This window comes from Dactylosporangium sp. NPDC049742 (genome assembly GCF_040674675.1).
Classification (GTDB): domain Bacteria; phylum Actinomycetota; class Actinomycetes; order Mycobacteriales; family Micromonosporaceae; genus Dactylosporangium; species Dactylosporangium maewongense.
In genome coordinates this window covers 108,329-132,940 of sequence record NZ_JBFANF010000020.1, presented here as the reverse complement: position 1 = coordinate 132,940, position 24,612 = coordinate 108,329, and the positions used below count along the sequence as shown (strand labels likewise).

General features: G+C 71.4%; 22 protein-coding genes and 1 tRNA gene. 8 read left to right on the top strand and 15 right to left on the bottom strand.

Annotation, left to right across the window (positions count from 1 at the left end; all coding sequences use genetic code 11):
- Window positions 1-175: 175 nt before the first annotated feature.
- The 6 genes from dxs to AB0J72_RS24695 all read right to left on the bottom strand — a co-directional run bounded on the left by dxs (window position 176) and on the right by AB0J72_RS24695 (window position 8,149).
- Entirely contained in the window at window positions 176-2,128 is a 1,953-nt protein-coding gene (dxs, locus tag AB0J72_RS24720) for a 1-deoxy-D-xylulose-5-phosphate synthase (protein WP_363402414.1), read from the bottom strand.
- Between the two features lie 105 nt (window positions 2,129-2,233).
- The gene (locus tag AB0J72_RS24715) at window positions 2,234-3,484 is read right to left on the bottom strand and encodes an ABC transporter substrate-binding protein (protein WP_363402412.1); all 1,251 of its coding nucleotides are present in this window, start codon (window positions 3,482-3,484) and stop codon (window positions 2,234-2,236) included.
- A gap of 31 nt (window positions 3,485-3,515) precedes the next feature.
- Window positions 3,516-5,144, bottom strand: coding sequence for a hypothetical protein (locus tag AB0J72_RS24710; protein WP_363402410.1), 1,629 nt, complete (start codon window positions 5,142-5,144; stop codon window positions 3,516-3,518).
- Window positions 5,145-6,007: 863 nt separating this feature from the next.
- Window positions 6,008-6,277: a hypothetical protein gene (locus AB0J72_RS24705; protein ID WP_363402408.1), complete on the bottom strand. Its 270-nt coding sequence runs from the start codon at window positions 6,275-6,277 to the stop codon at window positions 6,008-6,010.
- Between the two features lie 293 nt (window positions 6,278-6,570).
- Window positions 6,571-7,296 carry a type I 3-dehydroquinate dehydratase gene (gene aroD / locus AB0J72_RS24700; RefSeq protein ID WP_363402406.1) on the bottom strand — a complete coding sequence of 242 codons (726 nt, stop codon included), beginning with the start codon at window positions 7,294-7,296 and terminating at the stop codon, window positions 6,571-6,573.
- Window positions 7,297-7,366: 70 nt separating this feature from the next.
- Window positions 7,367-8,149 carry an RNA ligase family protein gene (locus AB0J72_RS24695; protein ID WP_363402404.1) on the bottom strand — a complete coding sequence of 261 codons (783 nt, stop codon included), beginning with the start codon at window positions 8,147-8,149 and terminating at the stop codon, window positions 7,367-7,369.
- Between the two features lie 88 nt (window positions 8,150-8,237).
- Between AB0J72_RS24695 and AB0J72_RS24690 the strand changes: the two genes are divergently transcribed.
- Both AB0J72_RS24690 and AB0J72_RS24685 read left to right on the top strand, forming a co-directional pair.
- Window positions 8,238-8,305, top strand: a tRNA-Ser gene (locus AB0J72_RS24690).
- Between the two features lie 112 nt (window positions 8,306-8,417).
- Entirely contained in the window at window positions 8,418-9,959 is a 1,542-nt protein-coding gene (locus tag AB0J72_RS24685; protein ID WP_363402402.1) for a TROVE domain-containing protein, read from the top strand.
- Window positions 9,960-9,966: 7 nt separating this feature from the next.
- Here the strand turns inward: AB0J72_RS24685 and AB0J72_RS24680 are convergent, their stop codons facing one another.
- Together AB0J72_RS24680 and AB0J72_RS24675 are read right to left on the bottom strand one after the other, a co-directional pair.
- Window positions 9,967-11,130, bottom strand: a complete 1,164-nt coding sequence (locus tag AB0J72_RS24680) for a TRAM domain-containing protein (RefSeq protein ID WP_363402400.1) — start codon at window positions 11,128-11,130, stop codon at window positions 9,967-9,969.
- On the bottom strand, window positions 11,127-13,136 hold the full coding sequence (locus AB0J72_RS24675) for an APC family permease (RefSeq protein ID WP_363402398.1): 2,010 nt from the start codon (window positions 13,134-13,136) through the stop codon (window positions 11,127-11,129). The genes AB0J72_RS24680 and AB0J72_RS24675 overlap by 4 nt, the downstream gene beginning before the upstream one ends.
- Window positions 13,137-13,233: 97 nt before the next feature.
- Between AB0J72_RS24675 and AB0J72_RS24670 the strand changes: the two genes are divergently transcribed.
- Window positions 13,234-13,899, top strand: coding sequence for a TrkA family potassium uptake protein (locus tag AB0J72_RS24670; RefSeq protein WP_363402396.1), 666 nt, complete (start codon window positions 13,234-13,236; stop codon window positions 13,897-13,899).
- 3 nt (window positions 13,900-13,902) lie between these two features.
- Window positions 13,903-14,607 carry a TrkA family potassium uptake protein gene (locus AB0J72_RS24665; RefSeq protein ID WP_363402395.1) on the top strand — a complete coding sequence of 235 codons (705 nt, stop codon included), beginning with the start codon at window positions 13,903-13,905 and terminating at the stop codon, window positions 14,605-14,607.
- Window positions 14,608-14,995: 388 nt separating this feature from the next.
- On the opposite strand, the gene AB0J72_RS24660 is transcribed toward AB0J72_RS24665, so the two are convergent.
- From AB0J72_RS24660 to dut, 4 genes are all read right to left on the bottom strand, one after another.
- Window positions 14,996-15,700 carry a DUF3159 domain-containing protein gene (locus AB0J72_RS24660; protein ID WP_363402393.1) on the bottom strand — a complete coding sequence of 235 codons (705 nt, stop codon included), beginning with the start codon at window positions 15,698-15,700 and terminating at the stop codon, window positions 14,996-14,998.
- Window positions 15,701-15,706: 6 nt separating this feature from the next.
- Window positions 15,707-16,114 carry an OB-fold nucleic acid binding domain-containing protein gene (locus tag AB0J72_RS24655; protein WP_363402391.1) on the bottom strand — a complete coding sequence of 136 codons (408 nt, stop codon included), beginning with the start codon at window positions 16,112-16,114 and terminating at the stop codon, window positions 15,707-15,709.
- 63 nt (window positions 16,115-16,177) lie between these two features.
- Window positions 16,178-16,945: a DUF3710 domain-containing protein gene (locus AB0J72_RS24650; protein WP_363402389.1), complete on the bottom strand. Its 768-nt coding sequence runs from the start codon at window positions 16,943-16,945 to the stop codon at window positions 16,178-16,180.
- On the bottom strand, window positions 16,942-17,403 hold the full coding sequence (gene dut, locus AB0J72_RS24645; RefSeq protein ID WP_363402387.1) for a dUTP diphosphatase: 462 nt from the start codon (window positions 17,401-17,403) through the stop codon (window positions 16,942-16,944). Before dut ends, AB0J72_RS24650 begins: the two co-directional genes overlap by 4 nt.
- Before the next feature lie 51 nt (window positions 17,404-17,454).
- Here dut and AB0J72_RS24640 point away from each other — a divergent pair, with 51 nt between their 5' ends.
- Window positions 17,455-17,895 carry a DUF3093 domain-containing protein gene (locus AB0J72_RS24640; RefSeq protein WP_363402385.1) on the top strand — a complete coding sequence of 147 codons (441 nt, stop codon included), beginning with the start codon at window positions 17,455-17,457 and terminating at the stop codon, window positions 17,893-17,895.
- On the opposite strand, the gene AB0J72_RS24635 is transcribed toward AB0J72_RS24640, so the two are convergent.
- Window positions 17,882-18,679 carry a hypothetical protein gene (locus AB0J72_RS24635; RefSeq protein ID WP_363402383.1) on the bottom strand — a complete coding sequence of 266 codons (798 nt, stop codon included), beginning with the start codon at window positions 18,677-18,679 and terminating at the stop codon, window positions 17,882-17,884. The genes AB0J72_RS24640 and AB0J72_RS24635 overlap by 14 nt on opposite strands.
- Before the next feature lie 79 nt (window positions 18,680-18,758).
- Window positions 18,759-19,055, bottom strand: coding sequence for a DUF4193 domain-containing protein (locus AB0J72_RS24630; protein ID WP_344503188.1), 297 nt, complete (start codon window positions 19,053-19,055; stop codon window positions 18,759-18,761).
- A gap of 358 nt (window positions 19,056-19,413) precedes the next feature.
- Here AB0J72_RS24630 and AB0J72_RS24625 point away from each other — a divergent pair, with 358 nt between their 5' ends.
- The gene (locus AB0J72_RS24625) at window positions 19,414-19,950 is read left to right on the top strand and encodes a LytR C-terminal domain-containing protein (RefSeq protein ID WP_363402381.1); all 537 of its coding nucleotides are present in this window, start codon (window positions 19,414-19,416) and stop codon (window positions 19,948-19,950) included.
- On the opposite strand, the gene AB0J72_RS24620 is transcribed toward AB0J72_RS24625, so the two are convergent.
- Window positions 19,947-20,744 carry an inositol monophosphatase family protein gene (locus AB0J72_RS24620; RefSeq protein ID WP_363402379.1) on the bottom strand — a complete coding sequence of 266 codons (798 nt, stop codon included), beginning with the start codon at window positions 20,742-20,744 and terminating at the stop codon, window positions 19,947-19,949. The two genes, AB0J72_RS24625 and AB0J72_RS24620, sit on opposite strands and share 4 nt — an antisense overlap.
- A 251-nt stretch (window positions 20,745-20,995) precedes the next feature.
- On the opposite strand from AB0J72_RS24620, the gene AB0J72_RS24615 reads away from it, so the two are divergent.
- Both AB0J72_RS24615 and AB0J72_RS24610 read left to right on the top strand, forming a co-directional pair.
- A complete protein-coding gene (locus tag AB0J72_RS24615; RefSeq protein WP_363402378.1) occupies window positions 20,996-22,645 on the top strand; it encodes an RNA polymerase sigma factor in 1,650 nt (549 codons plus the stop codon).
- Between the two features lie 295 nt (window positions 22,646-22,940).
- Window positions 22,941-23,174 (top strand): hypothetical protein, encoded by a 234-nt coding sequence (locus tag AB0J72_RS24610; protein ID WP_363402376.1) that lies wholly within the window; start codon window positions 22,941-22,943, stop codon window positions 23,172-23,174.
- Window positions 23,175-24,612 lie beyond the last annotated feature (1,438 nt).

The following is a 24,612-nucleotide window of genomic DNA, read 5'->3' as shown; positions in this document are numbered from 1 at the left end:
TCCCACGCCGCCTCCCCGGTTGCGTGCCCGTGGGCTGTGCCTCCGCCCCCACCGCTGCGCGGACCACGTGACCGGCGTTCCCGTCGCCCCGCGCTTCGCGAGGTGCGGGCTCAGGTCGTACACAGGCGAAACGGCGGATCCGAAGAAGGATCCGCCGTTTCGGGTGGCGCTGGGGTCAGGTGCGGGCGCGGGCGGGGACCGCGGGCTGCTCGGCTTCGTCGAGGCGGCTGACCCACTCGGTGACCTGGCGGGACACGTCCTGCGCGGTCAGGCCCAGCTCCGAGAGGATCTCGGCGCGTGTGCCGTGCGGGTGCCAGGCCTGCGGGACGCCGAGGTCGCGCAGCGGGACCCACACGTCGGCGTCGCGCAGCGACTTGGCGATCGCGTCGCCGACGCCGCCGGTGCGGACGCCGTCCTCGATCGTGACGACCAGGCGGTGCTCGCGGGCCAGGGCGACGAGCTCGACCGGCACCGGCCGGACCCACCGCGGGTCGACGACGGTGACGCCATAGCCCTGCTCGGCGAGGCGGGCAGCCGCGTCGACCGCCAGGTGCGCGAACGCGCCGACGCTGACCAGCAGCACGTCCTTGCGCTCGTGCTCGCTGAGCACGTCGACCCCGCCGAAGCCGTCGACCCCGCCGACGCGCCGCACCGCGGGCAGGTCCGCGGGGACCGCACCGGTCGGGAAGCGCACGATCGTCGGGCCGTCCTCGATGCTGACGGCCTCGCGCAGCTCCTCGCGGACGGTCTGCGCGTCGCGGGGCGCGGCCAGCCGCAGGCCGGGGACCACGCCGAAGACCGCCATGTCCCAGATGCCGTAGTGCGACGGGCCGTCGGGGCCGGTGATGCCGGCCCGGTCGAGCACGAACGTCACGGGCAGCTTGTGCATCGCCACGTCGAGCAGCACCTGGTCGAACGCCCGGTTGAGGAACGTCGCGTAGACCGCGACCACCGGGTGCAGGCCGCCGATCGCGAGCCCGGCCGCCGACGTCGCCGCGTGCTGCTCGGCGATGCCCACGTCATACGCCCGCTCGGGGTACTTCTTCATGAGCTTCGCGATGCCGGTCGGCTCCGCCATGGCGGCGGTGATCCCGACGATGTCGGCGCGCTCGTCGGCGATCGCGACGAGCTCGTCGGCGAACACGCCGGTCCACTTCACCGCGGCCGGGGCGAGCAGCTTGCCGGTCTCGATGTCGAAGGCGCTGCCGGGGCCGTGCAGGCAGTCGGCCTCGTCCTCCTCGGCGGGCCGGTAGCCGAAGCCCTTGCGGGTCACGGCGTGCACGATCACCGGGCCGCCGAACGACTTCGCCTTGCGCAGCGCCGACTCGACCGCGACCTGGTCGTGGCCGTCCACGGGCCCGACGTACTTGATGCCGAGGTCCTCGAACATCGCCTGCGGCGCGACCGCGTCCTTGATGCCCTTCTTGACCGCGTGGAGCACCTCGTACAGCGGCGGGCCGACCAGCGGCGTCCGGCCGAGGGAGTCCTTGACCAGGTCGAGGACCTTCTCGTAGCTCGGGTTGAGCCGCAGGTTGGACAGGTGGTCGGCGAGGCCGCCGATCGTCGGGGAGTAGGAGCGCCCGTTGTCGTTGACGACGATGACGAGCGGGTTCTTCGCGCCGGCGATGTTGTTCAGCGCCTCCCAGCACATACCGCCGGTGAGCGCGCCGTCACCGACGACCGCGACGACGTGCCGCGGCTCGCCGCGCAGCGCGAACGCCTTCGCCAGGCCGTCCGCATAGGACAGCGCGGTCGAGGCGTGCGAGTTCTCGATGATGTCGTGCTCGCTCTCGGCCTGGCTCGGGTAGCCGGTGAGCCCCCCGCGCTGGCGGAGCAGGTCGAAGCCGTCCTGGCGGCCGCTCACGATCTTGTGGACGTAGGCCTGGTGGCCGGTGTCGAAGAGGATGCGGTCCTTCGGCGAGTCGAAGACCCGGTGCAGGGCGAGGGTCAGCTCCACCACACCGAGGTTGGGGCCGAGGTGGCCGCCGGTGCGGGAGACCTTGGCGACGAGGAAGTCGCGGATCTCCGCCGCGAGCACCTCGAGCTGCTCCGTCGAGAGGTCACGGAGGTCACCCGGCCTGCGGATGGAGCTCAGCAGGGTGGCGGCCTCGGTCTCTTCAGTGCTCATGGGGCTCAACTCTAACGGGGGCGCGCATCGGCGCACGTCGGCCGGACGAATCTTGACAGCTTCCACACATGCTCGTTACCTGGTCACCGGCTGTCGCACACGGCTTCAACCACTTGCCGCCGCGGCGAACCTCACGGTGTCCCTGTCCTGCACGAACAGCGTCAGGGCCGCGTCGATCGCCGCGCTGCGCTTCGTCCCGGCGACGACACCGTGCGTGAGCGATCCCACCACCCGGGTGGAGCTGTCGGTCCACTCGGCGATCGCCTGCGCGAGATAGCCGGTGTACTTCGCCTTGTCGGCGTCGAGCCGCGCCGGCACGGACCCCTTCTGCGGGTTGAACGCGTCCTGCCCGCTGACCGAGCCGCACTCGATCAGCCACTGCTCGGCGGCCCGCCGGTGCGGCGCCCCGCGCGGCAGCGTGAACGAGTCGGACAGGAAGTCGTACACCTTCTCCGAGCCGGGGCTCGCCATCACCGAGTAGCCCTGCTGGAACGCGAGGCCCTTGGTCCGCAGGTACGCGTCGGCCCAGTCGCCCATCACGTTGTAGGCGGCGGTGCCGGCGACGACCTTGTCCAGCGCCGGCTGCCAGTCCCCCGCGGCGGTCGCGACGTCGGACTGGTCGAGGACCCGCACGAACAGCGCCAGCGCCTCCTGCACCGGCGCGCTCCTCCAGTCCGTCGCGCCGTTCCAGAGTCCGGTGTACCCGTCGGCGCCAAGCTCGCCGAGCAGCACGCACTCGAGCAGGTGCTTCTGCGTCCAGGTGGGGCCGATCGACAGCGGCAGGACGCCCTTGCCCCGCAGTACGGCCGCCTGGCTCAGGAACTGCGACCAGCTGATCGGCGGCGTCAGGCCGTGCGCCTTCAGCACCGCCGGGTTGTGCCAGAGCAGGTTGGCGCGGTGGATGTTCACCGGCACCGAGTAGATCCTGCCGTCGAACGTCAGCGCCTCGACCAGCCCTTTCGGCAGTCGCTCGCGCCAGCGCTGCTGGTCGTACAGGTAGCGGACGTCCTCGAGGTAGCCGGCCGCGACGTCGTTGTCGAGCTCGAGACCGGCGTGCGCCTGGTAGGAGTCGGGCGGGTCGTCGTTCTCCAGCCGGGTCGCGAGCACGGTCCGGGCGACCGTGCCCGCCCCGCCCGCGACGGCCGCGTTGTCGAACTCGACCCCTGGGTTGACCCGGCGGAAGTCGGCGACGAGCGCCTCCAGTCCTTCCTTCTCGCCGGGCCCCGCCCACCACGAGAACACCTCGACCTTGCCCGACCCGTCGTCGCCGATCTCGTCCCCGCTGACCGCGCAGCCGGACAGCCCGAGGACGGTCAGCCCGCCGGCGACGAGCAGCGTTCTCCGGCCAAATCCCACTTTTTCAGTATCTTCGCCGTTTGCGCCGTCGTCAGCGGTTCGGCGGCATCCAGTCCTGGTCGGACCCCTGTTCCGGCTGCTGCCCCTGTACGGGCACCGGCGGCTGCTCCGGCTGCTGGCCGTTGTACTGGCCGGCGTCGGGTGCCAGGCCGATCTCGCTCGCCAGCGTCGCCGTGCTCAGCCCTTCGACCCTGGCCCGCATGTCCGCGTACGTCGCCAGCGACATCGGCGCGGTCACCACCGCACCCGCCCGGGCGATCACCTCCGACACGACGGAGGCGAGCACGACCCCGAGCACGAACTTCCCGTCGGCCCCCGTGACCCCCACCGGCTCCAGCGACAGCGCGGACGCCCCGCCGGTGCCACCCTGGACGATGATGCTGATGATGGCCCCGACGAACGCGGCGGCGGCACCGAGCGCGATCGTCGTCGCGATCCGGCTGATCGAGGCGCCGAGATCCTGGTGGAACAGCTTGAAGCAGCGGGAGATCGCCGACCCGCCCCGCTCGAACGTCACCACCGCCGGCAACAGCGTGAACACCGCGGCGAGGTAGATCGCCGGCAGGAAGCACGCGCAGAACCCGACGCAGACGATCAGCCCCGCCAGCACCTGCCACCCCAGCAGCGGAAACACCCGCCGCGCCGCGAGCAGCAGCGCCGCACCGAGCCGCGGCCGCACCCCCGCCGCGATCGCCACCGCCACATGGTTGGACGCGATCGACACGACGAACGAGACGAACACCCCGACGAACGACCCGAGCAGGATCAGCCCCAACGCCGGGAACACCTGCCCGGGATCCGGCGGGACCGGCGCCCCCGTGACCGGGTCCGTCCGGCTCAGGTCGCCCGACAGGTCCAGGCTCACCAGCGACAGCGGCACGCTGTACGCGAGCACCACCGCCAACCCGATGAGCTGCAACAACGCGAGCTTGTCCCAGCCCCGCCGCAGGATCGCCATACTGCGCCGCCACCAGCCCGCGAAGTCGGGACTGACCAGCGGATCACCCTCACCGATCACCCCCGCGACGGGCACCATCTGATAGATCGCGTACGCCTGCGACGGGTCGTACACACCCCCGTACCCCTGCGACTGGTCATACGCCCCAGCCGGGTACTGCGGCGCCCCGTACGCACCGGCCTGCCCCGGGTACCCGAACTGCCCCTGCCCCGGATAGCCGGCCTGCCCCGGGTAATACGGCTGCCCGGGATACGGCGGCTGACCCTGATAGCCGGGCTGCCCCTGATATGGCGACTGCCCTGGATGGCCGGGCTGCCCGGGATACTGCGGCTGACCCGGCTGGCCAGGCTGCCCCGGATACGGCGGCTGACCCGGGTAGCCGAGCTGCCCGGGATGCTGCGGCTGTCCCGGATGGCCGGGCTGCCCGTACGCGCCCGCCCCGTGCTCCTGCGCCGCGGGAACCGGTGGCCTGATCCGCGCACCATCTCCGGCGCCGACCTCACTGCCGTCCACCGACGCGGCGCCGTCCGAGCCGGCCTCCCCGGCAGCCGCACCCGGCACAGGAGGAGCGACACCCTCAGCCTCCGGACCGGACTCCCCCGGCAACGGAACGGTGCGCGGCTGCCCGGAATCCACCGGCGGCACCGGCTCGGACGGCTGGGCCGGTCCCGTGGACTCGTCGGGCCCAGGGGGCTGGGTCATGGTTCCTCCGTATCGCGGACTGCGCCAGGCGGCACGACACAGAAGATAGGGCCCCGCCGCACACCCCGCCGCCCCACCCAGGCCCCAATCCGACTGCCCAACCCAGCCAACCAGCCCCGGAGGACCCCACCGCCCACCCCGGCGCGAACCCACTGCGCGGTCACCGGACCAACCGGGCCGGCGACCCACCGCCAGACCAGCCGACCAACCCCGCCCGCAAACCCGCCGCCCGACCAACCCCGACCGGCACCCTGCGGCTCTACCAGCGCCACCCCGGGGGCAACACCCCGCCACCCGACCAGCCGGCCAGCGAACCCGCCGTCCAACCGACTCCGACCGGCAACCCCGAGGCCAAATCAGCCGCCCAGCCCGGGTGAAACCACCGCCCGGACGACCCCGACCGTCAAACCACCACCGACCAGCCGACCAACCCCTGCCTGCAAAACCGCAGCCCAACCAGCCACCCGCTCTGAGCGAAACCTGCCGGCCGGCGAAACCCCGACCGGCGACCCTACGCCCCGACCAGCACCAACTCCGGCAACAACCCCACCGCCCGCGCAGCCGACCAATCCTCGCCAGCCAACCGCCGCCCGGCCAACCCTGACCGGCGACCCACCGATCAACCAGCCGGCCAACCCCGCCAGCAAACCGCCGCCCAACCAGCCACCGACCCTAAGCAACACCCCACCGCCCGGCCGACCGCGACCGGCAACCCACCGATCGACCAGCCGGCCAACCCCGCCAGCAAAACCGCCGTCCGGCCAGCCACCCACCCCGAGCGACAACCGCCGCCCGGCAAACCGCGACCGGCGACTCGCTGCACGGTCAGCGGACCAATCGCGGCGGGCGAACTCGTTGGCCGGTCAGCCGACCATGCCTGAGTAGGCGATCGTCAGCGCGAAGCCGACGAGCCATAAGCCGCCGCACCACCACGACAGCTTGACCTCGGTGGTCCTGTCGTCGGTGCGCAGCGCCTTCACCGCGACGAGCGCGGCCACGACCATCACCGCCAGGCTCGCGAGCCAGACGGTCCAGGCGGCGGGGCTGCGCTCGACCTTCGGGCCGCCGGAGTCGAGGCCCAGCACCAGCCTGATCAGCGGCACGAGGAACAGCACGGTGAACGCGATCGTCACCTGTGCCACCGTCCGCCGCACCGGCCGCCACTGGTCCCGGCGCGGCCGGTCCTCGCCGCCACCGGTCCCGGCCCCCGCGGCCCCAAGCCGCGAGCCCCCGGGCGCCGCAGCACCAGACTCCGCAGCACCAGACTCCGCAGCACCAGACCCCGCAGCACCAGACCCCGCAGCACCAGACTCCGCGGCCCCGGCACCGGCCGCGTCCGACGACCCGGCCGACGGTGGAGGCTCCGACGAAGCCGCAGGGTCCGGCGAGGAGGGCTGGGACGGGCGCTGAGGGTCGGTCGGCTCGGTCATGCGGCACGCCGATTGGCGAAGCGGGGCGAGAACAGCTCCAGCAGCCGCACCGTCTCCTCGAAGGGCAGCTGGCCGGGGGCGGGGCGGCCGCCGATGGACGAATAGGTGATCCGCGAGCCGAGGACGGGCAGCATGAGCCGGGAAGCGGCGCCCTCCGGGCCCATGGCGATGGCGATCACGCCGCGGTGGTGATGGCGGAGGGTGAAGTCGGTGAGGGTGCGCAGGTCGTCGGGGCCCTGGGCCATGGTGCTGATCTTGACCAGGTCGGCGCCGGCGGCGAAGCCCTCCTCGGCGAGCTCGTCCAGGCGCGCCGCGGCGGGGGTGGCCGTGAAGTCGTGGTGCGACAGCACGACCACCGTGCCGTGGGAGCGGGCGGCGGCGACGACACCGGCGCGGATCTCGGTGGAGGCCAGCTCCACGTCGACGGCGTCGACCTCGGGCATCAGGGTCTCGTAGAGCCGCAGGCGCGAGGGCTCGTCGCCCGCCCAGTAGCCACCCTCGTCCTTCGAGCGGATCGTGGCGAGCGTCGGCACGCCGGCGAACGGCCGGACCTGGCACAGCGCGTGCTCGGGGTCGGTCGAGGCATACCAGTCCACGCGCAGCTCGGCGACGTCGACGCGCAGGTCACGGGCCTGCGCCGCGTCCCGCCCGGCGTCCTCGTCGCCGAAGCTGACCGCGACCAGCGGCACCTCTTCGGCGAGCCGCTCCCGCAGCGTTGCCATGCAGCACTCCCCCCACCGTCCGCCTCAATGCGAAGCGACAGTCCGCCTCAAGCGAAGCGACAGGGGGAGTCTACGTGCGCGGTACGACAGATCCCCGCCGGCGCAGGGTCCGCTCGTAGTCCTGGAAGCGGGCCTTCGCGATCACCGACCGGTCGGGCGCGCGCAGCACGATCCCCTCGGCCCGGCCCCGCGCACCGTCGAGCCCCACCAGCGTCGCCGGCAGCGAGGCGGTCAGCAGCTCCTGCATCTCCGCGATCCCCGGCGGCAGCGAGGAGCCGGCCCGGTGCCACAGCCGCGGCGTCAGCGCCAGTCCCGCCGCAGCGGCGAGCGAGGCCAGCCGCTCCTCGGGCACGAACGGCTGACCGCCGGCCTCCCGCCACGCGGAAACAGCGGCAGGCGTCCACGACAGCGGCGAGGACCAGTCCGGCAGGTCGACCACGTCGAAGAGCCGCCAGCCGAAGAGCGTGGAGTCGCTCGTGTACTGCTTTGCCGCCCCGCCGACCTTGCCGCCGTAGAGCTCCAGGAAGTAGACACGGATCCCGTCCCCGGCCGGCAGACCCGAGGCGACCGGCTTCAGCTGCTCCACGATGCCGAGGGCCGGGTTGCCGATGAGGTCGCCCTTCGCGTACAGGAGCTCCTCGCGCGATCCGATGAGGTACGAGCCGTCGGGCAGCAGGACGATCCGGCTGTTGGTCCCGTCGACCTTCTCCGTCGCGATGACGTCGCCGGGAAACACCGTGGCAGGGGAGGTCAGACCCCCGTTGCGGGGATCCAGGGTGTGGTACGTCGGAATCGACGGGTACTTCGTCAGCGAGTTGAGCAGCCGCAGATCGACGGCACGGACATCGAACATCGCCACATCATCGGGCAGGAAAATACGGCGCGGCACGCGATTAACCGCTGCTACGGTTCCCGGCACAAGATGTCCCGCCGTGGTGACCCGGTGCGCAGGCACCGGATACTTCGACTGTTAATCGAGAGGTCGCAGGTTCGAATCCTGCCGCCCCGGCTCTTCGGGGTGTAGCTCAGCGGACAGAGCACTTTGTGCCGGCGCCGCCTGGATCTCGGGTCACCACGACGGGACATCTCTGTCTTTTTCCGCAAAGGGACGGTGATTCCAGATGGCCAAGTTCAACTCGCAGCAGACGAAGCGGCGCCCGGACGGGGTCACGTACCAGGGAGGCCCGGGCTACTCGCGCGACCTGCGGTCGGAGCTGTTCCTGCTCGCCGTCGCCAACATGGTCGGCGAGCAGACGTTCTACGAGTCGGCCGGCGACCGCGACCAGCGCTACCGCGAGCTCGTCGGTGCCGCCGCCGTGCGCCACCCGGAGTGGACCGCCCGGTTCCTGCGCTGGCTGCGCGGCGGGGCGAACCTGCGCTCCGCGTCGCTGGTCGGCGCCGCCGAGTACGTCCGCGCCCGCCTCGACGCCGGCCTGGTCAACGGCACCGGCGAGCACCGGCAGGTCGTCGCCGACGTGCTGCAGCGCGCCGACGAGCCGGGCGAGCTCCTCGCGTACTGGGCGTCGCGCTACGGCCGGTCGGTGCCGAAGCCGGTGAAGCGTGGCGTCGCCGACGCGGCGAAGCGGCTGTACACGGAGCGCAACCTGCTCAAGTACGACACCGCCAGCCACGCGTTCCGGTTCGCCGACGTGCTCGACCTGACCCACCCGGCCCCGGCCGGACCGGCGCAGGGCGACCTGTTCACGTTCGCGCTCGACCGCCGGCACAACCGGCCCGAGCCGCGCGTGGCCGAGTCGCTCCCGATGATCGCCGCCAACGCCCGCCTGCGGGCCGACGCGGCCGGGGACCCGTCTGTGCTGCTCGACGCCGGGCGCCTGCGCGCCGCCGGCATGACCTGGGAGGACGCGCTGTCGCTGGGCGGCTCCCGGCTGCCGAAGAACCGCCTGTGGGAAGCCCTCATCCCGTCGATGGGGTACATGGCCCTGCTCCGGAACCTGCGGAACTTCGACCAGGTCGGGGTGTCGGACGCGGTCGCGGGGCAGGTCGCGGCGAAGCTGGCGGATCCGGGCGAGGTGGCGCGGTCGCGGCAGCTGCCGATGCGGTTCCTGTCGGCGTACCGGGCGGCGCCGTCGCTGCGGTGGGCGTGGGCGCTGGAGCGGGCGCTGAACCAGAGCCTGGCGAGCATCCCGTTCCTGGCCGGTGACACGCTGATCCTGATCGACACGTCGGGGTCGATGCACTCGGTGTTCTCCAAGGACGGCACGCTCATGCGGTGGGACGCGGCGGTGATCTTCGGGTTGGCGCTGGCGCTGCGGTGCGAGCGGGCGAAGGTCGTGTCGTTCTCGACCCGGACCACGGTGTTCCCGGTCGAGCCGGGCGAGTCGCTGCTGCGCGGCATCGACCGGTTCAAGGCGAAGGGGCACTTCCACAACGGCGGTACCAACACCGCCTCGGCGGTGCGGGAGCACTACCGCAAGCAGGACCGGGTGGTGATCCTGACCGACGAGCAGGCGTCGTTCGACGGTGACGTGTCGACGTCACTGCCGGCGGGCACGCCGCTGTTCACCTGGAACCTCGCCGGGTACCGCATGGGCCACACCCCGCAGGAGCGCAACCGCTGGACGTTCGGCGGCCTCACCGACGCGGCCTTCGGCATGATCCCGCTGCTGGAGGCCGGCGAGCGCGGAACATGGCCGTTCTGAACAACGACTAGGTCCGGGTGAAGAGCCCGATCGTCTCGAAGTGCTGGGTCATCGGGAAGCTGTCGAAGGCGCGGATCTCCGGCAGCTGATACCCGAGGCCCAGCAGCAGACCGGCATCGCGGGCGAACGCGGCCGGGTCGCACGCGACATAGGCGATGGCGCGCGGTGACCTGGCCGCGACGGCCGTGACCACCTCGCGGCCCGCGCCCGCCCGGGGCGGGTCCAGCACGACCAGGTCGACGCTGCGCCAGCGCGGGTTGCCGATCGCCGCCGCCACGTCGTCGTTGACGAACCGGACGTTGGCCATCGAGCGCAGCGCCTTGCGGCCCGCGGCGACGGCCCGCCGGTCGCCCTCGACGACGGTGACCGGGCCGCAGTGCGGTGCGAGGGTGGCGGCGAAGAGGCCGACCCCGCCGTACAGGTCCCAGGCCCGCTCCCCCTCCGCCGGCCGCAGCATCTCCAGCACGGCGCCGGTGAAGGCGGCGACGGCGTGCGGGTGCACCTGCCAGAAGCCGCCGGCGTCGACGCTCCAGTCGTGCCCGGCGGCGACCTCGCGGACGCGGACGGGCGGGCCGGTGAGCGCGCCGCTGCGCCCGGCCCGGGTCAGCACCGCGGTCTCGCCGCCGGACGCGGCGACGGCCTCGACGGTCGAGCCGGGAGGCCAGCGGCGGGTGGTGACGGGCAGCGCCTGGATCGCCGGGTGCGCGATCCGGCAGCGGTCGACGGGGATGACCTCGCTCGAGCGGTGCCGGTGGAACCCGGCCCGCCCCTCGTCGTCGACGGCGTACTGGACCCGGGTGCGCCAGCCGAGCGCGCCACCGGGGAGGGCCTCCACCGGTACCGACGCGGAAACACCGGCGAGTCGCGCCAGCTGCTCACCGAGGACCTGGGACTTCAGGCGGCGCTGCGCGGCGGGGTCGGCGTGCTGCCAGTCGCAGCCGCCGCAGGCCCCGGGCCCGGAGAACGGGCACGGCGGGATGACGCGGTCCGGCGACGGCAGCAGGATCTCGACCGCGTCGGCGCGCAGGAAGCCCTTGCGTTCGTCGGTGATCCGCGCGAGGACCCGCTCCCCCGGCAGCGCGTGCCGGACGAAGATCACCCGGCCGTCGTGCCTGGCCACGCAGTGCCCGCCGTGGGCGACCGGACCGACCTCGAGCTCCAGCAGGGTCATTCGGCGGGTGTTTCCTGTGTACGGCGTGGGCCTCGCTGCGGTCCGCGCGTGAACGCGGCGTCGAGCTTGGCGATGTCGACGTCGTCGATGGAGCTCAGCTGCCAGGGCACGCTGGTCACCATGACGCCGGGCTCGAAGAGCAGGCGCCCCTTCAGCCGCAGCGCGCTCTGGTTGTGCAGCAGGTGCTCCCACCAGCGCCCGACCACGTACTCGGGGATGAAGACGGTGACCACGTCGCGGGGCGAGTCGCGCCGCTTCGACCGCACGAAGTCCAGGATGGGGCGGGTGATCTCGCGGTACGGGCTGTCGACGACCGTCAGTGGCGCCGGGATGCCGCGGCGCTCCCACTCGGCCTGCAGCGCCCGGGTGTCGTGGTCGTCGACGTTGACGGTCAGCGCGGTGAGCGAGTCGGGCCGGGTGGCCTGCGCGTAGGCGACGGCCCGCAGCGTCGGGCGGTGCACCTTGCTGACGAGGACGACCGCGTGGTTGCGCGACGGCAGGACGGGCCGGTCCTCCGACGGGGTCAGCTCGCGGGCGACCGTGTCGTAGTGCTTCTTGATGCCGACCATCAGGAAGTAGATGACGATCATCGCGATGATGGCGATGTACGCGCCGAGCAGGAACTTCGTGATGAGCACGACGACGAGCACGGCGCCGGTCATGCTCAGGCCGATCATGTTGATCGTCCGGGACCGGATCATGCGGGACCTGGTGCTCTTGTCGCGGACGGTGCGCAGCAGCCGGTTCCAGTGCCGGATCATGCCGGCCTGCGACAGCGTGAACGACACGAACACGCCCACGATGTACAGCTGGATCAGCCGCGTGACCTCGCCCTGGAACCCGATGATGAGCACCATCGCGGCGAGCGCCAGCAGGATGATGCCGTTGGAGAAGGCGAGCCGGTCGCCGCGGGTGTGCAGCTGGCGCGGCAGGTAGCGGTCCTGGGCGAGGATCGAGCCGAGCACGGGGAAGCCGTTGAAGGCGGTGTTGGCGGCGAGGAACAGGATCAGCGCGGTGATGACGGCGACGACGTACAGCATGATCGAGCCGGACCCGAAGACCGTCTCGCCGAGCTGGGTGGTGACCGTCTTCTGCACGTAGTCGTGCGGGCCGCCGATGATCTGCCGGGCGGGATCCTCCACGAACTGCAGGCCGGTCTTGCGGGCCAGCAGGATGATGCCGAGCAGCATCGTGATCGAGATGCTGCCGAGCAGCAGCAGCGTGGTCGCCGCATTCTTGCTCTTCGGCTCCTTGAACGCGGGCACGCCGTTGGAGATCGCCTCGACACCGGTGAGTGCGGCACAGCCGGACGAGAAGGTCCGCAGCAGCAGGAACGCCATCGCCCACTGGTTGAGGTGCACCTGCTCGGCCGCGATCTCCAGCCCGGCGCTCGGCGCCCGCAGGTCGTCGCCCAGGACGAAGATCTTGAAGAAGCCGGTGAGGATCATGCCGATCATCACGATCATGAACCCGTAGGTCGGGATCGCGAACGCGCTGCCCGACTCGCGGATGCCGCGCAGGTTGAGCGCGGTCAGCAGGGCGATCGCGATGATCGCGATGGCGACCTTGTGGGTGGCGACCCACGGCACCACCGACCCGAGGTTCGCCACGCCGGACGCGGTCGACACGGCGACGGTCAGCACGTAGTCGACGAGCAGCGCGCTGGCGACCGCGACGCCGAACCGCGGGCCGAGGTTGACCGACGCCACCTCGTAGTCGCCACCACCGGACGGGTACGCGTGCACGTTCTGCCGGTAGCTCGCCACGACCGTGAGCATCACCACAGCGACGGCCAGGCCGATCCACGGCGACGCCAGCAGCGAGGTCGCACCCGCGATCGACAGCGTCAGCAGGATCTCGTCCGGCGCGTACGCGACCGACGACAGCGCGTCGGAGGCGAAGACCGGGAGGGCGATGCGCTTGGGCAGCAGCGTGTGTTTCAGCCGGTCCGAGCGGAACGGTCGGCCCAGGAGCAGCCGCTTCATCAGGGAGGTGGGACTGGCCACGACCGCTAAGCGTACGGGTCGCGCGCCTGCCGGATACACCGGTCCGACCCGCGCATGGCATCCTCAACACGAGAGCCGCACACATCGGAGGCGTTACGTGCACGTGGTGATCATGGGGTGCGGACGCGTGGGCTCGACCCTCGCGATCAGCCTCGAGCAGCGCGGCCACTCGGTCGCGGTGATCGACTCCGACGCCGACGCCTTCCGGCGCCTGGGCGGGGACTTCACCGGCGCGACCGTCACCGGCGTCGGCTTCGACCGCGACGTGCTGCTGTCCGCGGGCATCGAGCGCGCCGACGCCTTCGCCGCCGTCTCCTCCGGCGACAACTCCAACATCATCTCCGCCCGGGTCGCCCGCGAGACCTTCGGCGTCGAGCGGGTCGTCGCCCGCATCTACGACCCGAAGCGCGCCGAGGTGTACGAGCGGCTCGGCATCCCGACCGTCGCCACCGTCCGGTGGACGGCGGACCGCATGCTGCGCCACCTGGTCCCCGAGGGCAACGTCGAGATCTGGCGCGACCCGACCAGCACGGTCTCCATCATGGAGATCCCGATGCACCCCGACTGGATCGGCCACTCGGTCGGCGACCTGGAGGCCCGCAGCGGCACCCGGCTCGCGTACCTGATGCGCTTCGGCCTCGCCATGCTCCCGACCTCGTCGACCGTGATCCAGGACGGCGACCTCGCCTTCATGCTCGTGACCGACGAGATGACCGCGTCCGTGACGAAGGTCACCGGCTCCGCACCCGAAGGGGGACACTGAATCATGCGGATCGCCATCGCCGGTGCCGGCAACGTCGGCCGCTCCATCGCCACCGAGCTGGTCGACAACGGCCACCAGGTCATGCTCATCGAGCGGGTGCCGCGCATGGTCCGCCCCGAGCGGGTCCCCGCCGCCGAGTGGATCCTCGCCGACGCGTGCGAGCTGTCCTCGCTGCAGGAAGCCGACCTCTCCTCCTGCGACGTGGTCGTCGCCGCCACCGGCGACGACAAGGTCAACCTGGTCGTCTCGCTGCTGGCCAAGACCGAGTTCGCGGTGCCGCGGGTGGTCGCCCGCATCAACCGCGCCGAGAACGAGTGGCTCTTCAACGAGCAGTGGGGCGTCGACGTCTCCGTCAGCAAGCCCCGCCTCATGGCCGCCCTCGTCGAGGAGGCCGTCTCCGTCGGCGACCTGGTCAGGCTGATGACCTTCCGCCAGTCCGAGGCCAACCTGGTGGAGATCACGCTGCCGGAGACCGCGCCGTACGTCGGCCACCCGGTCCGCGAGGTGCCGCTGCCGCACGACTCCGCGCTGGTCGCCATCCTGCGCGGCAAGCGCGTCCTCGTCCCGACCCCAGACGACCCGCTGGAGGCCGGCGACGAGCTGGTGTTCGTCGTCACGTCGGAGATGGAGGACGCGGTCCGCGCCGTCATCCTCGGCGCCGACTCGGTCGAGAACACCCGCAAGAAGCGCGGCCCCCAGTTCTTCTGACCCGTTCCCCACTGCGCTTTTCTCATGATCCGGAAGACTTTGTGCTGCTATAACGACACAAACTCTTCCGGATCACGGAAAACGCGAAACTCCCACAGCGACAGCCCCGCGAACGCTTCAGTGTCCGGGCGCGCCGCCACGCCGGCCCAGCTGCCGGTCGGCTTTCCACGTGATCCGGAAGAGTTGTTGTTGCTGTGGCGACAAGAAAGTCTTCGGGAGCGCAGGAGGGCGGGGTGGGTTGTCGCGGCCGCAGGTCGCGGCGGGGCAACTACACGCGGAGGTGCAGGGAGGGCCCCCAGGGCCCGACCGGTGTCTGACGGGAGCAACGGCCGTTCCCACGACGGGCCGGAGCCATGCACTGCTTGAAAGTCTTTGACCGCCGGCGCTGTCAGTCGGCGGGGCGGACCTCCGGGCGGACGGGCTCGGGCTCGGAGGCGCGGATGATGCGGCGGGCCTGCCAGACGGTCAGGGCGGCCAGCAGGGCGTACGGCGGCCAGCCGAGCGCCAGGCGGGCGACGCCGAGCAGGTCCGCGTCGCCGGCGCGCCAGAGCTGGATCTGCACGCCGAGCTTCGCCAGGTAGACGACGGCCCAGAGGACGGTGAGCCAGGCGAAGGCGCGGCGCAGGCGGGGGTTCTCACGCCAGCGGTTGCCGCCCTTGTCGAGCATGACGGACCAGAGCCAGCCGACCAGCGGGCGGCGGAAGGCGACGGAGGCCAGCATGCCGACCGCGTACGCGGCGGTGAAGGCCATGCCCGGCAGGTAGATGTCCTTGGCGTCGCCGCTCTTCCAGGCCAGGTACGCGCCGATCGCGATGCCGACGACGCCGTTGACCGCGTGGCGGACCGACTCGCGGCGGCTGAGCCGGTAGACGGCCATGGACAGGGCAGCGGCGACCGCGACGATCAGGGAGGTCCGCAGCGACCACCAGCCGAAGTGGTCGCCCAGGAAATTGACCACGATGAAGAGCGTGATCGGGATGCTCGACTCGATGAGGCCACGCACGCCGCCCAGCTGCTCGGACATCTGCACCGAGAACGGGGGCAGCGGGGCTTCCTCGTCGGGGTCGGTCTCCGCGGTCTTACCTGGTTGCATCCGGCCTCATCTGGGTGTGTCGAGCTCGTAATACGGGTTGTAGAGCACCTTACGGCCGTCGCGGACCGCGATGCGCCCCTTCGCCGTGATCGCTCGACCCGGCTCGATGCCCGCGATGTGCCGGCGGCCCAGGAAGACCAGGGTCACCAGGTCGCTGCCGTCGAACAGCTCCGCCTCGAGGGTGGGCAGGTTGGTGCGCGGGGTGTAGACCACCGTGCGCAACCGGCCCTTCAGGCTCACGACCTGACCGCGGACGCAGGCGAGCGCGGGCATGCTGCCGCACTGCTTGGCGTCGCGTTGCAGCTCTTCGGCGTCGAGCTCCGCCTCGCTGGCGGTGAGGCGGCGGAAGAACCTCCGCAGCCCGCGCGCCTGCTCGACGGACGGATCGACGACTTTCTCACTGTCCGTGGTCATGACGTCGGTGCCACCCTCCTCGGCCAGACATGACACCCACTACGACGGTACAGCTCACGGGTGTTATTTGCGCCGGGGCCTCGGTGACGGTTTTCTGCGCTCCGCCCCGTTGGCCTCATCGGCACCGTTGGCCGCGTCGGTGAGCGAGACCTCGGCCGGGCCGTCGTTGGCGGTCGCCTCGGCGACCTCCTTCGGCAGGTGCAGCGGGAGCGGCTCGCGGACCGGCATGGCCTCGTGGCCCCGGTCGACCACCAGGTTGCGCAGGCATGCCAGCAGCGGCGGCGCGACGGTCGGGTCGACGGCGGCGGGGCCCTGGAAGACCGCACGGACCAGCCAGCGAGGGCCGTCGATGCCAACGAACCGGATGTCCGTCAGGCCGTCGGGAGTGCGGACGCGGGCGCGCAGCTCGATGCCCCACTCGCCGTCGGCTTCCTCGGCCGCGACGCCGTCGGTGAACAGCTGCTTGCGGATCTCGCCGCGGACCTCGTCCCAGATGCCCTCGCTGCGCGGCGCGGCGAAGACCCCGAGCTGCAGCGCGCTGTCGTTGTTGACGAGCACGATCTGCTGGATCTTGCCCTCGTTGTCCGCCTGTACGCGGACCTCCACGTCGTCGACCGCGGGCACCTTGAGCGCACCCAGGTCGAGCTGCGGGATGCCGGCGGGCGCCTCGGTGACGTCGTACGGGCCTTCGGGCCGGTCGGCCTTGGACGCGACGGGCTCCTCGGGGTCGTCGTCGACCAGGCCCAGCTCCTCCTCGAGCCTGCGGGCACCGCCCGCGCGGGTGTCGTCCTTCGCGTGCCGCCCGCTCCCGCTCTTGCGCGAGAAGATCACTGCTCTGCCTCCAGTTCAGCATGACCACCGGTTGATCCGTGACCGCCGGCTCCGCGCACAGTATCGGGAAGATGGTCGACGCCGTGGAAGTGTGCCCGCTCCACGCGCTGGACCACAAGCTGGGCAATCCGGTCACCCCGGCTGATTTTGGCCGTGATCACCCGATCGTGATTGACCAGGTTCACCAGGATCTCCCCGCGGTACCCCGCGTCGATGGTGCCCGGCGCGTTGAGCACCGTCACACCGAGCCGGTGCGCGAGACCCGACCTCGGGTGGACGAGCCCGACGTAGCCGTCGGGCAGTGCGATGGCGATCCCGGTGGGGACCAGCGCCCGCTCCCCCGGTGCGAGGTCGAGGTCAACGGCCGCGACCAGGTCGGCGCCGGCGTCACCGGGGTGCGCGTACGCCGGCAGCGGCAGCTCGGGGTCGAGCCGCCGGACGTGAACCTCCACCGTCATGCCTCCATCCTGCCGGGTGCCCCCGGGCTCCGGACACGTACCCTCGCACACGTGACTTCGTACCGTGAGCGTCTCACCGTCGCGTGGTGGCTCTGGCTGCCCGCGGTGGCGGTCGCAGCGCTCCTCGCGGCCGAGGTCAAGCTCGGCGCGCCCGGCCTGGCGACCTGGGTCCCGTACCTGGTGCTGCTGCCGCTGGCCACCGTGGGGCTGTGGTGGCTGGGCCGCATCCGTGTCGAGGTGTCCAACGGCGAGCTGCGGGTCGACGACGCGCACATCCCGCTGCGATACGTCGGTGAGGTGACGGCGCTGTCGGCCGCGGACAAGCGCGACCTGCTGGGGCCCTACGCGGACCCGGAGGCGTTCGTGATCCAGCGGCCGTGGATCGCCGGGGCGGTCCGCATCGACGTGGCGGACGACGCCGATCCCACGCCGTACTGGCTGATCAGCACCCGCCACCCGGAGAGGCTCGCGGCGGCGCTCAGCCCTCGATGACCTTCCGGCCCGGCTGGAGGTCCTTCTTGATGTCGGCGCCGAGGGACAGGGTCGCGCGGCGGTTGAGGAACCCGCCGACGGCGGCGCCGGTCAGGAACGGCCCCAGGGTGCTCAGGTTCCGCCCGAAGCGCTTGAGCAGCCGGTCACGCAGCTCCTTGCGCAGCGCGGTGCCCATGGCGGCCGCGACGCTGCCGCCGACCCGCAGCGGGTTGACGCCGCGGCGCTCCGCCCAGGCCTGGACCAGCACCACGGCGCGCTCGGCGCCGGTGCCCTCCACCGGGCGGCCGTAGACGGCGTGCAGCTCGCCGATCAGCTTCATCTCCACGGCGACCACCGCGACCGTCTCCGCGGCCAGCAGGACCGGCGCGGACAGCAGGCTGGGCGTCACGGCCCACTCGACGGCGGCCACGCCGCCGCCCGCGGCGCCGATGCCGGCGGTGACCCGGGACGCGTTACGGATGAGCCGCTCGGCGAGCGCGTCGCCGGTCAGCCCGCCGTGGTGCGCGACCAGGGTGTCCAGGTCGCGCACGGGAATGTGCGGTGCGACCCTCGTCACGCTGTCCGTGATCCAGGCGATCGCCTTCTTCGGCCGGAACAGGTCCGTGACGCCCCGCTCGCGGATCTCGAGGCGCACCAGCCGGCCGAGCAGGCGCCGGCGCTCCTTCTGCTCGACGCCCTCGTCGGTCAGGGCCGTCACGGCGGCTGACAGCTCGGCCTCGTCTGCCGCCTCGCCCTGGGCGCCCTCCACGGGCTGGTTCTCGGCGAGCTCGTCGGGCTGGGCCATCGTCTACCTCCGCAGGTGTGAAACGGTGCCGCCTACGACTCAAGCACGCCTTCGCCAGATCCGCGTGATCAACTTGCGGTCAGGCGCACTCCCGGCAGATCAGCTCTCCGTTGCGCTCGGCGGCGAGCTGGCTGCGGTGGTGCACCAGGAAGCAGCGCGAGCAGCGGAACTCGTCGGCCTGCATCGGCAGGACCTTGACCGTCATGTCCTCGTCGGCGAGGTCGGCGCCGGGAAGCTCGAACGTCTCCCCCAGGTCGGTCTCGTCGACGTCGACGATCGCCGACTGCGCATCGGTCCGGCGGGACTTCAGCTCTTCGAGGCTGTCCTCCCCCAGGTCGACCTCGTCGCGACGCGGCGCGTCGTAGTCGGTGGCCATCGGTGTTCACACTCCCAATTCATTCGCCCGTAGGTGTCGCGCCCGGTGTAACGTCCAACGGGCGGCGTACCTTACCGCCCTCGTGCGTTTGTTGTACGCCCACTCGCGGAAACTTGTTCCCAATGTGACCCATGCGACACAACGTCGTCCCGACAAAGTTGTCCGCCGGGCTCGGCGGATGCGACCTTACCTCCACCTGACGGTTTCCGTGGGGAGTCATCCCGCAACGGCGAGTAGGAACTTTGCGGTATGCCGGGTGGGGACTTCAACATGGATCTCCGACAGGCGCTAACCTTCCCGGCAGCCAGAGCGTCTATCTGGTGACGGAGTCGCTCTGGGGCGGGGAGATAACACGGCCATGAGTTTCGCGCGGGTAAGGGCACTGGCCCTGGTTGGGCTGCTCGTGGTCACCGCGGCGGTGTTCGTGACGATCGCGTTGATCAAGGACCGCCAGACCGGTCCGGTTTCGGCCAACGAATGCGCGCAGGACGCGGTGATGGTCAACAACAGGTTGCCCGAGGAGAAGCAGGTCAACCTCAACGTCTTCAACGCCACCGCGAAGCCCGGCCTGGCCGGCGAGATCACCAATGACTTCGCCAGCCGCGGGTTCAAGGCAACGGTGCAGAACGGGGCACCCAACCCGGCGGTGAAGAAGCCCGAGACGAAGGTCGCGGTCCTCCGCTTCGGCCCGAAGGCCGTCGGCGCCGCGTGGCTCGTCCGGGCGTATTTCCTCGACAAGTCCGAGGACGAGTTCGACAAGAACCGGCAGGACGACAAGGTCGACGTGATCCTGGGCGCGAAGTTCCAGCAGCTGCCGACGGTGACCGAGGTCAAGCAGTCGATCGGCGCGCTGGGCAACCCCGAGCTGCCCGAGGGCACCTGCGCCGAGGCCTAAGGGCCCTTGTCCGCGTCCAGCTCCACCAGGCGGTCGTGAAGGGCCTTGTGCAGCGCCGGCGGGGCGGCCACCACCATGTCCGGGCCGGGCGCGACACCCGCAAGGCCCGTCACGAGCAGACCCGCCTCCGCGGCGACCAGGCCGCCCGCGGCGTGGTCCCAGGCGTTGAGGCCCTTCTCGTAGTACGCGTCGAGGCTGCCCTCCGCGGCCAGGCACAGGTCGATCGCGGCGGCCCCGAGGCGACGCACGTCGCGGATGTCGCCGATCAGACCGGCGAGCACGGCCGCCTGGTGGAGGCGGCGGTCGGCGGCGTACCCGAAGCCGGTGCCGACGAGCGCCTGACGAAGGTCGGTCTGCCGGGAGCCGGACAGCCGCCGGCCGTCGGCGTGGGCGCCGCCGCCGAGCACCGCGGTCCACTCGCGACCGGTCGCGGCGTTGATGACCACCCCCGCCACCACGACGCCGTCGACCTCCGCGGCGAGCGAGACGGCGTACTGCGGCAGGTCGTAGAGGTAGTTCACGGTGCCGTCGATCGGGTCGAGGATCCAGCGCACCGCGCTCGCCTGCTGGGAGTCCCCGTACTCCTCGCCCAGCACGGCGTCGCCCGGCCGAGCCTGCCGGATGGCCTCCCGGACCTGCCGCTCGACCGCCTGGTCGGCGGCCGTGACCACGTCGGTGAGCGTGGACTTGGTCGCCACGGGGTCCACGCCGGCGGCCCGCATGGCCCGGGCGAGGGCCGCAGCCTCCCTGGCGATCGGCACCGCGAGGGCCAGCAGTTCGTGTCCGCGATCCATACGACCCATCCTGTCAGGGCCCCGATCCGCCCATCCGTTCGGTCACAACGTGGCGTCTAGGCCCGCTAGGCGGGATGTTGGGGCGAGAGAGCGTTACAATTCACGCGCTGCCCGCTGTCGCTCGTGAATCCGCCCCGGACGCACGGCACACGGGCGCCACCAAAAGCACCCAGGCCCACTCAGCACGGCCGCGCCGTGCGCGAACTCGGCCGCACCGGCCGTCGCTCGCTCATCGCACCGGAAGGTCGTTCGTGACAGCAGCTCACCAGCCCAGCGTCGACGTACGCTCGCTCGCCGACTCGCTGATCGCGCGTGCGGCCGCCAATGGCGGCCACCTCACGTCGGCGGAGGTCGCGCAGGCGGTCGACACCGCAGATGTGACCCCCGCACACGCCAAGAAGCTGCTCAGGAGTCTCGCCGAGGCCGGAGTCACCGTCGTCGTCGACGACTCCGCCAACGGGCGGCGCCGGGTCGCGGCGGCACGCTCCGCGACCCCTGCATCCAAGGCGGCCACCGCCAAGGCCGCACCCGCGCGCAAGGCGCCGGTCGCCAAGCCGCTGACAGCCGTCGAGTCCACACCGGATTCGGGGGTGGAGAGGGCGCCCGTGAAGAAGGCACCGACACCAGCAGCTCCCGCCAAGAAGGCCGCCCCGGTCGCGGCAGCGACCGCTCCGGCGAAGGCCGCGCCGGCCAAGAAGGCGGCGCCGGCGAAGAAGGCCGCCGGACCCGTCAAGAAGGCCGCCCCCGGCGAGGCCGACCCGGCCGCCCCGAAGGGCGCCGCCGGCGAGGAGCCGGAGCTCGAGGAGATCGACGACGCCGAGCTCGCGGCGGAGATCGAGGACGTGGTCGCCGAGGAGCCGGTCGAGGTCGTGAAGGCCGTCGAGGCCGACGCCGAGGCCACCGCGACCGACGACGACTTCGCGTGGGACGACGAGGAGTCCGAGGCGCTCAAGCAGGCCCGCCGCGACGCGGAGCTGACGGCGTCCGCCGACTCGGTCCGGGCCTACCTGAAGCAGATCGGCAAGGTCCCCCTGCTGAACGCCGAGCAGGAGGTCGAGCTGGCCAAGCGGATCGAGGCCGGCCTCTACGCGGCCGAGCGGCTGCGGGCCGCCGAGGACGCGGGCGAGCCGATGGTCATGCCGGCCAGCCGCGACTTCATGTGGATCTCCCGCGACGGCGAGCGCGCCAAGAACCACCTGCTCGAGGCCAACCTGCGTCTGGTCGTCTCGCTCGCGAAGCGGTACACGGGCCGCGGCATGGCGTTCCTGGACCTCATCCAGGAGGGCAACCTCGGCCTCATCCGCGCCGTCGAGAAGTTCGACTACACCAAGGGCTACAAGTTCTCCACGTACGCCACCTGGTGGATCCGCCAGGCCATCACCCGCGCCATGGCCGACCAGGCCCGCACCATCCGCATCCCGGTGCACATGGTCGAAGTGATCAACAAGCTCGGCCGCATCCAGCGCGAGCTGCTCCAGGACCTGGGCCGCGAGCCCACCCCGGAGGAGCTGGCCAAGGAGATGGACATCACGCCGGAGAAGGTGCTGGAGATCCAGCAGTACGCGCGTGAGCCCATCTCCCTCGACCAGACCATCGGCGACGAGGGCGACAGCCAGCTCGGCGACTTCATCGAGGACTCCGAGGCGGTCGTCGCGGTCGACGCGGTGTCCTTCTCGCTCCTGCAGGACCAGCTCCAGCAGGTGCTGCAGACCCTCTCGGAGCGGGAGGCGGGCGTGGTGCGGCTGCGGTTCGGCCTCACCGACGGCCAGCCGCGGACCCTCGACGAGATCGGCCAGGTCTACGGCGTGACGCGCGAGCGCATCCGCCAGATCGAGTCGAAGACCATGTCGAAGCTGCGGCACCCGTCCCGTTCGCAGGTCCTGCGCGACTACCTCGACTGATCCTCGCATTCCGCTGTGCGCGAACCCGGGCTGTCCCTTTTGGGGCAGCCCGGGTGTGTTTCCGGTCACCGAGGGCATGAGGGAGGGGCGCCGCCGCCTCAACCCACTTGTGATCGCCGCCGTGGCGCGATAGGAAGCACGTAGCGGGTGTTGCAGTTCCGGCTCCCGCGGGCACGACAGAAATGTGACATCGGTCCCGCACGCGAGGTGGGAACGATGTCGGGCAACACGGTGTTGAACCATCTGTGAACGACGCAAGGAAGCGTTCGTCGGTGACGATCAGAGGAGGAAGGCGATGACCCCGACCCTCACGCCGCCGCCGGAGACGGCAGCGCCCCCAGCCGCCGAGGAACGGTGCGACCGCTGCAGCGCGGCAGGCAAACTACGAGTTCGGCTCGCCGAAGGCGGCGACCTGATCTTCTGTGGACATCACGCAAACAAGTACGCCGACCAACTGGTCAAGATCGCAGTGGAGGTGGCCGTCGCCCCGGACTTCTCGTGGCGCGGCACCGAGATCACGGCCAGCTGACCAATACCACGCACGTAGGGCGTCCCGGGCATCCCGGGCGCCCTACGGCCATCTCCAGGCCCGACCCGGTCCCCCGCGACACCCGCGCGCACTAGCACCACGCGCTCCTTCCGGTGACGCACTCTATGACCGGCAACCGCGCCCCTTCGGGTATCCTCGCGCGCTCTCACCAGCAGCAGCGGCCCTCTTCCCGACGACCACGCACCTCTCACCAGTCGCGGCGTTCTTCTGACGGCCGCGCACGCTCTCCCCGGTCGCGGCGTCCCCTGCCTGGCCCGGGCCAGCCGTTTCTTCTGACGGCCGCGCGCTCTCTCGCCGGCGGCAGGCTCCTTCCCGGCGGCCGTGCTCTTGCGCTGGGCCACCCTCTCACCGATGGGCCGCACTGAAGCCCGCTTCCCGGCCCACGCTCACCACCCCTTGATCGACGACCAGTTCGACCACCCGGGAACAGGAAGATCGGCCCGCCAGCTGTCCTCCTTCGATCACCAACCCCCAACAACCGTCACCGCCGCACTCACCGCCACAGACCACCCGCGCCACCACTCACTCGCGCGACCCAGCGGCGGATTCGCCCCAAACGCGACCAATCGCACCACCACCCAGCAAGCACCACCACTGCACCCGCCGCCACCATGATCCAAGGACCGCCGCGGCCACCCGCACGACCAGCCCCGTCCTTCGATCACCACCAGCAGCGCCGACAACCGGACCACGCCGCTGCTCACTCCCCAGCGCGCGACACCAGCGGCGGCATCGCCCCAAACGCGACCGATCGCACCACCACCTGGACCGGACGGCACAAGAACCACCACAACGTCGGCCGCCACCATGATCCAAGGATCGCCGTGGCCACCCCGACGACCAGACCCGTCCTTCGATCACCACCAGCAGCGCCGACAACTAACACCGCTACACGAGCCGACATCCGGAGGACCAACCCGCACCGCCGCCCGCTTCCCCACCGCGCATTCTCACCGGCGATCATCGCCTCAAACGCGACCAATCACATCTTCATCCGGGCCGAGCGCCACAAGAACCACCCCGCACCCGGCGCCACCTTGATCCAAGGACCGCCGCGGCCACCCGCACGACCAGCCCCGTCCTTCGATCACCACCAGCAGCGCCGACAACCGGACCACGCCGCCACCCACTCCCCCAGCGCGCGACCCCAGCGGCGATATCGCCCCAAACGCGACCAATCGCACCACCACGACGGCAAGAACCACCACGGCACCCGTCGCCGCCATGATCGAAGGACCGCCGTGGTCGCCCGGACGACCAGACCCATCCTTCGATCACCACCGGCAACGGCGACGACCCGACCGCGCCGCTGCTCGCTTCACCAACGCGCATTCTCACCGGCGGGCGAGGGCTCAAACGCGACCGATCGCATCCTCACCCCGGGCCGAGCGGCACAGAGCGCGGGTGCTGCCTTGAT

What these genes read in the sequence shown, in the direction of transcription:
- AB0J72_RS24665 (WP_363402395.1), top strand. Translation starts at nt 13,903, where the DNA reads ATGCGGATCGCCATCGCCGGTGCCGGCAACGTCGGCCGCTCCATCGCC.
- AB0J72_RS24710 (WP_363402410.1), bottom strand. Translation starts at nt 5,144, where the DNA reads ATGACCCAGCCCCCTGGGCCCGACGAGTCCACGGGACCGGCCCAGCCG.
- AB0J72_RS24635 (WP_363402383.1), bottom strand. Translation starts at nt 18,679, where the DNA reads ATGGCCCAGCCCGACGAGCTCGCCGAGAACCAGCCCGTGGAGGGCGCC.
- AB0J72_RS24680 (WP_363402400.1), bottom strand. Translation starts at nt 11,130, where the DNA reads ATGACCCTGCTGGAGCTCGAGGTCGGTCCGGTCGCCCACGGCGGGCAC.
- AB0J72_RS24630 (WP_344503188.1), bottom strand. Translation starts at nt 19,055, where the DNA reads ATGGCCACCGACTACGACGCGCCGCGTCGCGACGAGGTCGACCTGGGG.
- dut (WP_363402387.1), bottom strand. Translation starts at nt 17,403, where the DNA reads ATGACGGTGGAGGTTCACGTCCGGCGGCTCGACCCCGAGCTGCCGCTG.
- dxs (WP_363402414.1), bottom strand. Translation starts at nt 2,128, where the DNA reads ATGAGCACTGAAGAGACCGAGGCCGCCACCCTGCTGAGCTCCATCCGC.
- AB0J72_RS24620 (WP_363402379.1), bottom strand. Translation starts at nt 20,744, where the DNA reads ATGGATCGCGGACACGAACTGCTGGCCCTCGCGGTGCCGATCGCCAGG.
- aroD (WP_363402406.1), bottom strand. Translation starts at nt 7,296, where the DNA reads ATGGCAACGCTGCGGGAGCGGCTCGCCGAAGAGGTGCCGCTGGTCGCG.
- AB0J72_RS24610 (WP_363402376.1), top strand. Translation starts at nt 22,941, where the DNA reads ATGACCCCGACCCTCACGCCGCCGCCGGAGACGGCAGCGCCCCCAGCC.
- AB0J72_RS24685 (WP_363402402.1), top strand. Translation starts at nt 8,418, where the DNA reads ATGGCCAAGTTCAACTCGCAGCAGACGAAGCGGCGCCCGGACGGGGTC.
- AB0J72_RS24660 (WP_363402393.1), bottom strand. Translation starts at nt 15,700, where the DNA reads ATGCAACCAGGTAAGACCGCGGAGACCGACCCCGACGAGGAAGCCCCG.
- AB0J72_RS24695 (WP_363402404.1), bottom strand. Translation starts at nt 8,149, where the DNA reads ATGTTCGATGTCCGTGCCGTCGATCTGCGGCTGCTCAACTCGCTGACG.
- AB0J72_RS24655 (WP_363402391.1), bottom strand. Translation starts at nt 16,114, where the DNA reads ATGACCACGGACAGTGAGAAAGTCGTCGATCCGTCCGTCGAGCAGGCG.
- AB0J72_RS24625 (WP_363402381.1), top strand. Translation starts at nt 19,414, where the DNA reads ATGAGTTTCGCGCGGGTAAGGGCACTGGCCCTGGTTGGGCTGCTCGTG.